This window comes from Sulfuriferula thiophila (assembly GCF_003864975.1).
GTDB classification, from domain to species: Bacteria; Pseudomonadota; Gammaproteobacteria; order Burkholderiales; family Sulfuriferulaceae; genus Sulfuriferula; species Sulfuriferula thiophila.
Genome location: NZ_BHGL01000006.1, coordinates 131,717 through 143,937, shown reverse-complemented (window position 1 = coordinate 143,937; position 12,221 = coordinate 131,717). Strand labels below are relative to the sequence as shown.

Below are 12,221 nucleotides of genomic sequence, written 5' to 3'. Positions count from 1 at the left end.
CGCCTGAGACATTCTGAAGTAGGCTGAAGCGTATCATTACTAGTTGTGATTTTCAGTGAAAGCTCGCCTAAGTACTATACAACTCAAATTGCTGCCAGGCCAATGCAAGGCATTCCGGTAAATTGCCGTAGTTCACCTGAAATACAAAAAACCCACCAAACAAGGGTGGGTTTTGCAGGTCAAACTTGCTCAGGCATCAGTATGGTTCACTGACTCGCCACACGCATCCTGTCCAGCTTTTCGATAACAGCCTGATAAAGATCATGGTCGGCTTCAGCGTTGTTGCGGTCTGGATGGTGAGCGCTACGGATCTTTTTCAGCGCAGTCATATCGTCGGGCAGGTCATGCACCTTGGTCACCCGGTCACCGTTTTTGACCATCTCACGCTGTAGCTCGGCTTCTGCGCCTTCACGTGTGTCATATAACTGCTTGTTGCCAAGACGCCAGCCATCCTGATTCTTGCGCGGGGACTGATTTTCTTTACCATCAAACCATATCCATTTTCCAGTCTCAGGATCCAGATCAAACTCAACAGTGATGATGCCGTAGGTGTGCACTGGCGGCTTGATGTCTTTGGTAAACAGATTGATCGTGTTGCTGACCGTACCCACGTCAGTGAGGTAATACGCGCCTGCCTCATGAGGGCAGAACGCGCTGCTGGACGTTGGTATCGGCTTGCTGCCATTCATTTCAGCCATGCGGGCTGCTCGGCGTTGTGCGTTGGTCACTGGTATTGCTCCTTATATTGGTTGAAACCCACTGGAATCACCCCTCGCTGAAGGGATCACCCGCTGGACTCCTGAACTGCCTCGTTGCTAGTCTGATGAGCCGCCTTTGGTAGGCCCGGCCTTTCGACCTGGTGCGACGGGCGGCACATAGCCCGAAATCCTGCACTGAAAACCATCAATACGCTTGTCACCATGGAAGTGAGTGACGCTGCACTGGGATATTTCTCCCCGCGAGGCTAAGTCAGCCAGTGTCTTGCGTACTTGCACCAGTGCAATCCCGGTTGCTGATGCTATCTCCAAGTCGAGAAGCTGCCCATGTTTTTTCAAGTGGTTTAGAACTTGATCTGCCTGCATGTCGATTCCTTTGACGTATGGATGAACGAGTGACCCTAGGTCGAGCCTGGAGTCAATACAGAACACCCGGAAAAGCAAAAGGCCACCTCGAAGGATGGCCTAATTGTTTGCTATGCCTGGCTCCCCAAGTAGGATTCAAACTACGACCTGTGGATTAACGGTCGTATATAAGCCACTACTGGTACGGCTTTCGGGGCGGCAATCAATTAATCAATTAAATCAGTTGCATAATTATACAGCACATGCAGTAAATATACTGAATTATATCGGGTCTGGTGCTGCAAACTTGCAAAATACCATGCGTAAACGTTGTATGCTGCGTCCAGCACCGATTTAGCTTGCAGCTTCTGGAAGCTTGATTTCGAAAGCTATCGGCAGTGTAATCGCAAAAACCGTTGCATGATTGTCCGAAGTAACCTCAATGTGACCTTTGTGCGCCTCAACGATCGATTTAGTGATAGCCAGACCCAGCCCCACGCCATCCAGCGCGGTTCCGCGGGCAGGATCCAGGCGGTAAAAACGATCGAAAATTCTTTCCAGTTGTTCGGACGGTATTGCCTTACCTGGGTTCGCTATCTCAATCCGTTGCAACGTGCCTTCCTTCACAAGTCGAATAAGCACCTTGCCACCGGGCGCGGTATGAGTAATCGCATTGGACAGCAAATTAGCGATAGCACGCTGCAGCATGATACGGTCACCGATTACGCTTCCCTCGCCCGTGGTGACAATAGCGACGCCTCTATCTTCGGCGAAGAGGCCAAAAAACTCTGCCAGACGTTCAATCTCTGCTGCGAGATCGATCTTTTCTCGTCCTGCCACCATTAAGCCGTTGTCTGCTTTAGCCAGGAATAGCATGTCAGCAATCATCCGCGCCAGACGATCGAACTCCTCCAGATTGGACGCTATCACATCCTGATACTGTTCTGTGCTTCTAGCCTGGGACAGCGCCACTTGTGACTGAACCATGAGGTTATTGATGGGCGTACGTAGTTCATGGGCAATGTCCGAGGAAAAATCCGTAAGCCGGTGAAACGAATCTTCCAGCCGCGATAGCATGCCATTGAAAGCGATCGCCAAATCACGCAACTCCAGCGGTACGCTTTCGAGACGCAAACGCTCCCCCAAGTGACTGACAGAAATATTGCGCGCTACAGCGGCCATGTCTCGCACAGGCAAAAGCCCGCGTTTGGCGATGAACCAGCCAAGCGCAGCCGCGGAAGCCATGCCGAACACCAGAGCAGTCAGCAGCAAGCTGTGAAAATGGTCGAGAAAGTGTCGGTGCTCGTCAGTTTTCAGCGCAATGGCAACTGTAAACCCGGGGTGTCCAGCCAGGCCGGAGGCAAGCTTAGTCCGAATGCCGCGGAACATGTGCTCTCCATCATGCCAAGTGAGCATAGTAGAGAATGTCGGGTGGGGGTCTGTATTCACTGCTGCAAACTGCTTTGGAAAAGCAAAGCCGGCAGTGGCAAACAATAGCCGCCCGGTTTGATCCCGGACGGTCACGAACAGATCCGGATGCCCCACTAGCGCGCCATCCAGCAACTGAGGAAATGCAGCTAAATCAGCAGGCGTACGGACTTCATTGATCAAATTCCGGGTCAATTCCCATTTGCCATGGATTTCACTCCAGTCCATATCCGCCAGATGCGACTCGACAGAACGATTCAGGAAATAGCCTATCCCAGCCAGCAAAAGCATGGTGGCCAAGGCAAACTGCAATGCTAGACGATAGGTGATCGAGCGGTTCAACATCATCTGTCTCGCAACTCCATGACATATCCCATGCCCCGTACCGTATGGATAAGTTTGAGCTCGAAGTCGTCGTCAACCTTCGCGCGCAGGCGACGGATGGCAACCTCCACTACATTGGTGTCACTATCGAAATTCATATCCCATACTTGGGAAGCGATTAACGTGCGCGACAGAACTTCACCCTGATGCTGCAGAAACAGCGTCAGCAGCACGAACTCCTTGGCCGTCAAATCAATACGCTGACCTCCCCTGTTGGCGCGTCGACGGATAAGATTCAGCTCAAGATCAGCGATTACCAGTGTATCCGGCTCAACCATCTTTCCCCGCCGCAGCAAGGTGCGTACGCGCGCCAGCAATTCGGAAAATGCAAACGGCTTTACCAGATAATCATCGGCCCCCAGCTCCAGCCCTTTGACCCGGTCATCTACCTGGTCGCGCGCTGTCAGGAACAATACAGGCATGCTTTTACCGGCAGCCCGGATCGCGGACAACACATCCCAGCCATTAATTCCCGGAAGCATGACATCCAGAATAATCAAATCAAATGCTTCGGTCAGCGCCAGATGCTGCCCATCCACCCCATTGACAGCAAGATCGGTAATAAATCCAGCCTCGGAGAGTCCTTGTTTCAGGTAGGTACCTGTTTTCAGTTCATCTTCGACAATTAATATTTTCATGGGGATATTATCGCTGCTTTTACCAACGCGGAGTGAAAGGTTACAAATTTGTAATCATCACGTAAGCACTTTGTCGCCATCCATAGCGCATGCTGTATTCACAGACAAACGAATAATCGGTTTTGTCGACATGCTGACATTGCAGCGTTTAAACACTGCAAGCCAGTTACCAATGAATCCTATTTTGTAACGCACTCACATTGAAAAAGGAAAAATCATGAAAATGAATAAAGTTTATAGCTTACTATTGGCTAGCGTAATTATTGTTGCTGCACCTGCCTATGCACAAGAGATGGGCACAAATGCAACAGCGCCGATGGATATGAGTAATAAAATGGACATGGGCCAAGGCAACATGGGTAATGGTATGGATGCCATGAAAAATATGCATCAGGATGGCAATATGGACCCTGCCGCTATGAAAAAAATGATGGGTAGCCACAGCCATCAACCAATGAAATCAGAGGCAAAACCGGTGACATCAGAAGGGAAACCGGAAGATCACAAACATTAAGATTCATTAACAATATCACGGCAATACAATGAGTTGGTTATAATTATGTACGGCGCTATACTCATTTGCAGCAATAATCCGAAAATTTACGGCTAACGGCAATGTGCTCGCTGCCGTAAATTTTTCCGTAGCTATGGCAAAAAATAATACCAACTCATGCTTCGCATACCAAGGATTTCTTATGAAAAATACGACTCCCAAAGATCTGCCAGCGAGCCCATCTCGCCGTCGCTTTGTTGAAGGGCTTGTCGCAGGCGGTGCATTGATAAGCACGGGTCTGTGGCAAAACCCTGCCTGGGCTTCGACCGGCCAAACCCAGGCTGCGACCCTCAGTGGCACCGAGTTTACGCTTGACCTTGTTGAGTCACCGGTTAACTTCACTGGCACCCCGCGCATGGCGACCACAGTAAATGGCCAGGTACCCGCCCCGCTACTGCGCTGGCGCGAAGGAGATCGTATTACCCTGCGGGTAACCAATCGCATGTCGGTACCGAGTTCCATACACTGGCATGGCATCATCCTGCCGGCACCCATGGATGGTGTGCCCGGCCTCAGTTTTAACGGCATCGCGCCGGGGGAAACCTATGTTTACCAGTTCGATGTACATCAGTCCGGCACTTACTGGTATCACAGTCACTCGGGCTTTCAGGAGCAGACCGGACTCTATGGCCCCATAGTCATTGAGCCGCGCGAACCCGCACCTTATACCTATGATCGCGATCATGTCGTGATGCTGTCGGACTGGACGGATGAAGACCCCGCCCAGGTCTTCAAGCATCTCAAGCAGATGAGCGATTACTACAACTATGTGCGCCCCACTGTTGGCGATTTGATACAGGACGCCAAGAAGGTAGGCTGGTCTAGCGCGCTCGCTACACGCCTATCATGGGACAAAATGCGCATGAGCCCGCGTGACCTGTCCGACGTAAGCGGCGCCACGTATACCTTCCTCACCAATGGTCAAACTCCGGCGGGAAACTGGACTGGCCTGTTCAAGCCCGGCGAGAAAATCCTGTTGCGTTTTATCAACGGTTCGTCAATGACCTATTTCGATGTACGTATTCCCGGCTTGAAAATGACCGTGGTCGCTGCCGACGGGCAATATGTAAAACCGGTCAGCATTGATGAATTCCGTATAGGCGTAGCGGAAACTTACGATGTGATCGTTGAGCCGACACAAGATCAGGCTTACACAGTGTTCGCACAGGCGCTGGATCGTTCCGGCTACGCGCTGGCAACCTTGGCGCCGCGTATCGGAATGCGCGCCGAAATTCCCAAGCTCGACCCCGTTCCCCTGCTTGGCATGTCAGACATGGGCATGGCCATGGGCGATATGCCAGGGATGGATATGTCTGGGTCAGGCAGCATGAAGGGTATGGATATGTCTGGTTCTACTAGCATGCAAGGTATGGATATGCATGCTGGGATGGACATGCCTGGCATGGATATGTCGGGTTCAGCCAAGTCCGATGCAAAAGCTACGGCAGCAGCAGGCGGCGATGTGCCCGTAAAACATCATGCTGCCACCGAATATGGCCCATCCAATTCCACCCGTGCGGATCAGGTATCAACACGACTGGATGATCCCGGCGTGGGTCTGCGCGATAACGGACGACGGGTACTGACCTATGCCGACCTGCATACGGTGGGTGGCGCGCTCGATCCACGCAATCCGACACGCGAGATAGAGCTGCATCTAACGGGGAATATGGATCGTTATATGTGGTCTTTCAACGGCGTCCCCTACTCCGAAGCCGAACCGATATTGTTTCATTATGGCGAACGTCTGCGCATCGTACTGATAAACGACACCATGATGCACCACCCAATTCACTTGCATGGCATGTGGAGCGAACTCGAATCGCCTGATGGGCGCTTTCAGGTACGCAAGCACACCATCAGCGTAGCGCCCGGGCATCGCGTCAGTTATCGGGTAAGTGCAGATGCTCGCGGCAACTGGGCTTATCACTGCCACATGCTCTACCACATGGAAGGCGGCATGTTCCGCGCCGTCGTAGTCGCTTAATGTGTGCGTGAAACAATGGAGATCATCGTAATGAAAAACCTCAAGCCGTTAGCACAGATATTATTGTGTACGCTGTCCCCGCTAAGCGGAGCCGTCTATGCTCAGGATTCGATGTCGATGCCTATGCCCGCGCAGGACACGACAACGCCCGACTCAAGCATGAGTGGCATGGATGCAGACTCCATGAAAAAAATGGAGCACATGCCGGCAAAGCACACTACCGGCACCAGTAACAAACAGCACGACCATAAGCAACCTGCGCCTGAAATGCAGCACGCCCATGAACAATCAGCCCCGCCAGTAGGCAGCCTGCCGAGCAGCGATGGCTCAGCAGGCAAGTCGTACCACGCTTACGATATCGGCATGGCAACCATGAATATGGAAGACAACCCACTCATCACCAAACTCCTGCTCGACAAGCTGGAGTATGTGCATGGCGACCAGGCTGACAGCATGGTATGGGACGGGCGTTTTCGCATCGGCTACGACCTGAACAAACTGTGGATACGCAGCGAAGGTCAGCGCGCCAAAGGCAAAGTCCAGGAAGCTGACGCTGAATTACTATGGGGTCATACTTTTGCGCCATACTGGGATGTAGTAACAGGCCTGCGTCATGACTTTGGTACTGGCCCAGCGCGAGACTGGGCTGCTTTTGGCATACAAGGCCTCGCCCCCTATAAGTTTGATGTGGAAGCAACAGCCTATGCAGGAACAGAAGGCCGTGCCGCCGTGCGCCTGAAAACCTCTTATGACCTGCTGCTGACACAGCGCTTGATCCTGACCCCTGAAATCGATGCCAATCTGTACAGCAAGGATGACCTGGATCGTGGCATTGGCGCCGGACTAGCGGATACGTCAGTGGGTTTACGCATTCGTTTCGAAGTCCGTCGTGAATTTGCCCCCTATGTGGGTATTGAATATATCCAGAAATACGGTAAAACTGCAGATATTGCACGAACCAGTAGTGACGCCACACATGATCTGCAACTGGTAGCGGGTGCGCGTATATGGTTTTAACACGCATTAGCTAAGTATTACGCAAACAGTTAAATAAACAGCAACACCAAAATAGATTCGTTACGCAATTAAAAAGGATAATCATGAATACTCTAAAAATAGTGCTGGCAACGTTACTGGTGCTCGCACTGGGCGCTGGGGCATTTATATGGTCTGGCATATACAATCCCGGTGCTGACAGTCCGCACTGGAAACTCACATACGCACTGATGGAAGCTACGCGTGAACGCGCTATTGAACACCACTCAGAAGAGATCAAAGTACCTGCCAATCTTCAGGACTCGGAACTCATCCTGAAGGGTGCCGGTCAGTACGCCGCTATGTGTACCAGCTGCCATCTGGCCCCGGGTATGAAAGATTCCGAATTACGTCCGGGACTCTACCCTTTGCCACCTAACCTGAGTCTGGCTAAAGTAGATCCGCGCGAGGCGTTCTGGGTCATTAAGCACGGCCTTAAAATGAGCGCGATGCCAGCCTGGGGCATGAGCCACGACGACGAAACGATCTGGAGCATGGTGGCATTCTTGCAACAAATGCCGGGAATGACAGAAGCGCAATACAAAGCGATCGTCGCCCAGGCCCCGCCAGACGAAGATATGGGGCCAATGGACAATGCAACCATGCCAGCAACGCCTGATAGCCACACGCACACTGGCGGCCATCAGCATACCAAACATTGACCCACCCCGGCCGGGATGCTGCGTAGCGTCAGCGACAGCAGGTAAATCGATTGCTGTAACTGATCACCATGCCATCCTGGCCGGGCGTTGTCCCACATCCGCCATAATTACCAGGATGTTCAAGCGCCCGCCTTTGCCAAAGCCCGCCCAAGTATGGCCAGCGCTTCATCAAAAATCGCGTCTTCCGTGGTCAACGGATAGAGGAAACGCATCACGTTACCGTAGACGCCACAGGTAAGCAGGATCAACCCCTTTTCCAGTGCCGCCTGCTGCACGCGCTTTACCGCATCGGGTGAAGGCTCGCCGCTGGCCGGGTCTATGAATTCGGCGGCGATCATCGAGCCCAGCCCGCGCACTTCTTTTAAAGCCGGTACGGTCGCTTGAGCAGCCTGCAGGAACGCGGTTAATTTCTGCCCGAGCACATTGGAACGGTCTACCAGTTGCTCCTGCTCGATGATGTCGATCACCGCATGCGATGCCGCTATCGCCAGCGGATTGCCGGCGTAGGTGCCGCCCAGCCCGCCCGGCAACGGGCCATCCATCACTTCAGCCTTGCCGCACACTGCTGATAATGTCATGCCCCCAGCCATGCTCTTGGCGATGGTCATGATGTCGGGCAGCACGTCGTAATGTTCAGCAGCGAACAGCTTGCCTGTGCGACCAAAGCCAGTCTGCACTTCGTCAAAAATCAGCAGGATGCCGTGCTGATCACAAATCTGGCGCAAGGCGCGCATCAATTCCGGCGGCGCGACATAGAAACCGCCCTCACCCTGCACTGGTTCGATGATGATCGCCGCGACGCGCTGCGAATCGACATCGGCCTTGAACAATGTCTGTATCGCATACAGCGCGTCGTCGACACTGACGCCATGCAGCGCCATCGGAAACGGCACATGGTAGATCTCGGACGGGAACGGCCCGAAGCCAACCTTGTACGGCACCACTTTGCCGGTGAGCGCACAGCCCATCATGGTACGACCGTGAAAGCCACCGGAAAAGGCGATGATGCCGGAACGGCCGGTACTGGCGCGGGCAATCTTGATCGCATTCTCCACGGCCTCTGCGCCGCTGGAAAAAAAAGCAGTCTTTTTAGGGTAATTACCCGGCGTCAGCGCGTTAATGCGCTCGGCCAGCGTGACATAGCTCTCGTACGGCAGCACCTGATAACAGGTATGAGTGAAGCGCTTGAGCTGCTCCTCAATGGCCTCCACCATGCGCGGATGGCGATGGCCAGTATTGAGCACGGCAATGCCGCCGGCGAAGTCGATATAACGCTGGCCTTCAACATCCCACACTTCAGCATTCAGGGCACGGTCGATATAGAATCCGGCCATCACACCGATACCGCGCGGGGTAGCGGCAAGACGGCGCTGGTGCAGGTCTGCGTTGCTGATTGGGTCCGTTGTTTTTACTGTCATGCTGCTACTCCTTGCTCGCCGAATCAGGCGAGGCTGATCCATGTAGTTTTGAGTTCAGTGTATTTTTCCAGCGCATGCAGCGATTTGTCGCGACCGTTGCCGGACTGCTTGAAGCCGCCAAACGGCACGGTAATATCGTCCTCATCGTAACTGTTGACGTGTACCGTACCTGCGCGCAGCGCACGCGCCACCAGATGCGCGCGGGAAATGTCGCGCGTCCACACCGCGGCGGCGAGGCCGTAGCTGGTATCGTTGGCGATGCGGATTGCTTCTTCCTGCGTATCGAAAGTGATGATGGACAGCACCGGACCGAAGATTTCCTCGCTGGCGATAATCATGTCGTTGGTGACGTTATCGAAAATAGTCGGTGCCACGTAATAACCGCCGGACTCGGTACGCACGCGCTCGCCGCCACAGCACAGCTTGGCGCCCTGCTGCTTGCCGGCAGCGATATATTTGAGCACGTTATCCATCTGCCCCTGATCGACCAGTGCGCCCATCCGGGTATTCGGATCAAGCGGGTCGCCTGGCATGTGTTTGGGTGAACGTTGTTTCAGCTTTTCCACGAACTCGTCACGGATGGAACGCTCGACCAGCAGCCGCGACGGCGCATTGCAGCTCTCACCCTGATTGTAGAATATCGAACCCGCGGCAGCGGCCACCGCTTTGTCCAGATCGGGGCAATCGGCAAACACGATATTGGGCGACTTGCCACCCAGTTCGCACCAGGCACGTTTGAGGTTGCTCTCGCCGGCCATGATCTGAATCTTCTTGCCAACGGCGGTCGAGCCGGTAAAGGCGATGCAGTCGACATCCATGTGCAAAGCCATAGGCGAACCGGCTTCTGCGCCGTAACCCGGCACCACATTGAACACACCAGCGGGTATGCCGGCTTCTAGCGCAAGGTCACCCAGACGCAGCGCGGTCAGCGGCGATTTTTCCGAAGGCTTCAGCACCACGCTGTTGCCGGCCACCAGCGCCGGTGCGATTTTCCACGACGCCATCAGCAACGGATAATTCCACGGCACGATGGCGGCGACCACGCCGATCGCCTCGCGGGTGATCAGCGCCAGGGTATTGCCATCGGTGGGCGCAATTTCGTCGTACACCTTGTCGATAGCTTCGCCGAACCAGCGCAGCGTATTGGCAGTGCTGGGCACGTCGGTATTCATGCTGGCCGTGATGGGCTTGCCCATATCCAGCGTTTCCAGCAGCGCCAGTTCCTCGCGGTTGGCCATCACCAGATCGGCAAAACGGATCATGGTACGTTTACGCTCGCCCGGCGATTTACCCGCCCAGCGCCTGTCCTCGAATGCGGCACGCGCGGCAGCCACGGCCAGGTCGATATCGGCTGCCTGACAACGCGCCACACTCGCCAGCTTGCGGCCGTCTATCGGCGACATGCACTCATACGTGGCGCCATCTGCGGCATTTACACGCTGACCATTAATCAGCGCGCGACCATCAATAGTTAATGCTGCGGCACGGACGTGCCAGTCGATTGTAGTCATTTTCACTTCCTCGGTTTTGGCTCAGACCAGAGTCACAATCCAGCCCGGGTTTTTCGCTGGCTAAACTTACAGTCCAGCCATGGCGACATACTTGATTTCCAGATATTCATCCATGCCGTGATGCGACCCTTCACGGCCCAGACCCGACTGCTTGACGCCGCCGAACGGCGCTACCTCATTGGAGATGACGCCGGTATTGACGCCGACCATGCCATATTCGAGCGCCTCGGCTACGCGCCAGATACGGCCGATATCGCGGCTGAAAAAGTAGGAAGCCAGTCCGAACTCAGTACGATTGGCCAGTTCGATAACTTCATCATCGGTCTTGAAGCGGAACAGCGGCGCGACCGGGCCAAACGTTTCCTCGCCGAACACCAGCGCATCAGCGCTGACGTCAGCCAGCACGGTGGGTTCATAGAATGTACCGCCCAGCACATGACGCTTGCCGCCGGATACCAGTCGTGCACCCTTGGCAATCGCATCAGCGACGTGACTTTCCACTTTGGCCAGCGCGGCATCGTCAATCAGTGGTCCTTGCGTGACGCCATCGGTAAAGCCATCGCCTACTTGCAATTGCGCGACGCGGTCGGCCAGTTTCTGCGCGAAGACGTCAAATACGCCGTCCTGCACAAATAACCGGTTGGCACACACGCAAGTCTGGCCGGCATTGCGGTATTTGCTGGCAATGGCACCTTCCACGGCAGCGTCCAGATCCGCATCGTCGAACACGATAAACGGCGCATTGCCGCCCAGTTCCAGTGACAGCTTCTTGATCGTATCCGCGCTCTGCCGCATCAGGATGCGGCCGACTTCGGTCGATCCGGTAAATGACAGCTTGGTCACTACCGGGCTCTCGCAAATGGCGGCACCAATTTCACGCGCATCACCGGTAATCACCTGAAACACGCCACTCGGTATGCCAGCCTCTTCGGCCAGTACGGCCAGTGCCAATGCTGACAGCGGCGTCTGCTCGGCGGGCTTGACGATCATGGCGCAACCAGCAGCTAGCGCTGGTGCAGCCTTGCGCGTAATCATTGCAGTAGGGAAATTCCACGGCGTAATCGCAGCGGTGACACCGATGGGCTGCTTCAATACCAGCAACCGGCGATCGCCAAGTGGCGCAGGTATCACCTCGCCATAAACGCGCTTGGCCTCTTCGGCAAACCACTCGATGAAACTGGCACCATAGGCAATTTCACCACGCGCCTCGGCCAGTGGCTTGCCTTGTTCTGCGGTCAGTATCCGCGCCAGATCTTCCTGATGCTGCATGATCAGCGCAAACCATGTTTTCAGACGTGCCGACCTGTCTTTGGCAGTCAATGTGCGCCACTGTTTCTGCGCCACAGCAGCAGCGGCAATGGCACGCTCGGTTTCAACACGCCCCATGCGCGGCACGCGTGCAAACTCTTCCCCCGTTGCAGGATTATGTACGGCAAAACTCTCGCCTGAGTCTGCGGCTACCCACAGGCCGGCAAGTAACGTGCTGTTCTGCTTGAGCAAGGCCGGATAATTTAAATTTAATATCATGATTTACTCAATTAGAA

Annotated in this window: 10 protein-coding genes; 4 read left to right on the top strand and 6 right to left on the bottom strand. The window is 54.4% G+C overall.

All coding sequences use genetic code 11. The annotated features are described in order from the left end of the window. Nucleotides 1-206: 206 nt before the first annotated feature. From EJE49_RS03150 to EJE49_RS03135, 3 genes are all read right to left on the bottom strand, one after another. Entirely contained in the window at nt 207-728 is a 522-nt protein-coding gene (locus EJE49_RS03150) for a hypothetical protein (protein ID WP_124948949.1), read from the bottom strand. Between the two features lie 687 nt (nt 729-1,415). Then, the gene (locus EJE49_RS03140; protein WP_223246722.1) at nt 1,416-2,837 is read right to left on the bottom strand and encodes a heavy metal sensor histidine kinase; all 1,422 of its coding nucleotides are present in this window, start codon (nt 2,835-2,837) and stop codon (nt 1,416-1,418) included. After that, a complete protein-coding gene (locus tag EJE49_RS03135) occupies nt 2,834-3,511 on the bottom strand; it encodes a heavy metal response regulator transcription factor (RefSeq protein WP_124948947.1) in 678 nt (225 codons plus the stop codon). The genes EJE49_RS03140 and EJE49_RS03135 overlap by 4 nt, the downstream gene beginning before the upstream one ends. 217 nt (nt 3,512-3,728) lie before the next feature. Here EJE49_RS03135 and EJE49_RS03130 point away from each other — a divergent pair, with 217 nt between their 5' ends. From EJE49_RS03130 to EJE49_RS03115, 4 genes are all read left to right on the top strand, one after another. Further along, nucleotides 3,729-4,025 (top strand): hypothetical protein, encoded by a 297-nt coding sequence (locus EJE49_RS03130; RefSeq protein WP_124948946.1) that lies wholly within the window; start codon nt 3,729-3,731, stop codon nt 4,023-4,025. Nucleotides 4,026-4,206: 181 nt separating this feature from the next. Beyond that, nucleotides 4,207-6,051 (top strand): copper resistance system multicopper oxidase, encoded by a 1,845-nt coding sequence (locus EJE49_RS03125; protein WP_124948945.1) that lies wholly within the window; start codon nt 4,207-4,209, stop codon nt 6,049-6,051. Between the two features lie 30 nt (nt 6,052-6,081). Beyond that, on the top strand, nt 6,082-7,068 hold the full coding sequence (locus EJE49_RS03120; protein WP_189941649.1) for a copper resistance protein B: 987 nt from the start codon (nt 6,082-6,084) through the stop codon (nt 7,066-7,068). Between the two features lie 83 nt (nt 7,069-7,151). After that, the gene (locus EJE49_RS03115) at nt 7,152-7,748 is read left to right on the top strand and encodes a c-type cytochrome (RefSeq protein ID WP_124948943.1); all 597 of its coding nucleotides are present in this window, start codon (nt 7,152-7,154) and stop codon (nt 7,746-7,748) included. Between the two features lie 119 nt (nt 7,749-7,867). On the opposite strand, the gene gabT is transcribed toward EJE49_RS03115, so the two are convergent. From gabT to EJE49_RS03100, 3 genes are all read right to left on the bottom strand, one after another. Next, nucleotides 7,868-9,166: a 4-aminobutyrate--2-oxoglutarate transaminase gene (gene gabT, locus EJE49_RS03110; protein ID WP_124948942.1), complete on the bottom strand. Its 1,299-nt coding sequence runs from the start codon at nt 9,164-9,166 to the stop codon at nt 7,868-7,870. Nucleotides 9,167-9,189: 23 nt separating this feature from the next. Then, nucleotides 9,190-10,677, bottom strand: coding sequence for an aldehyde dehydrogenase (locus EJE49_RS03105; RefSeq protein WP_124948941.1), 1,488 nt, complete (start codon nt 10,675-10,677; stop codon nt 9,190-9,192). Nucleotides 10,678-10,743: 66 nt separating this feature from the next. Then, nucleotides 10,744-12,204 carry an NAD-dependent succinate-semialdehyde dehydrogenase gene (locus EJE49_RS03100; RefSeq protein ID WP_189941647.1) on the bottom strand — a complete coding sequence of 487 codons (1,461 nt, stop codon included), beginning with the start codon at nt 12,202-12,204 and terminating at the stop codon, nt 10,744-10,746. Between the last annotated feature and the right edge of the window lie 17 nt (nt 12,205-12,221).

Bases quoted from the DNA above. Each gene is read 5' to 3' on its own strand.
- EJE49_RS03140 (WP_223246722.1), bottom strand. From the start codon at position 2,837: ATGATGTTGAACCGCTCGATCACCTATCGTCTAGCATTGCAGTTTGCC.
- EJE49_RS03135 (WP_124948947.1), bottom strand. From the start codon at position 3,511: ATGAAAATATTAATTGTCGAAGATGAACTGAAAACAGGTACCTACCTG.
- EJE49_RS03130 (WP_124948946.1), top strand. From the start codon at position 3,729: ATGAAAATGAATAAAGTTTATAGCTTACTATTGGCTAGCGTAATTATT.
- EJE49_RS03125 (WP_124948945.1), top strand. From the start codon at position 4,207: ATGAAAAATACGACTCCCAAAGATCTGCCAGCGAGCCCATCTCGCCGT.
- EJE49_RS03120 (WP_189941649.1), top strand. From the start codon at position 6,082: ATGAAAAACCTCAAGCCGTTAGCACAGATATTATTGTGTACGCTGTCC.
- EJE49_RS03115 (WP_124948943.1), top strand. From the start codon at position 7,152: ATGAATACTCTAAAAATAGTGCTGGCAACGTTACTGGTGCTCGCACTG.
- gabT (WP_124948942.1), bottom strand. From the start codon at position 9,166: ATGACAGTAAAAACAACGGACCCAATCAGCAACGCAGACCTGCACCAG.
- EJE49_RS03105 (WP_124948941.1), bottom strand. From the start codon at position 10,677: ATGACTACAATCGACTGGCACGTCCGTGCCGCAGCATTAACTATTGAT.
- EJE49_RS03100 (WP_189941647.1), bottom strand. From the start codon at position 12,204: ATGATATTAAATTTAAATTATCCGGCCTTGCTCAAGCAGAACAGCACG.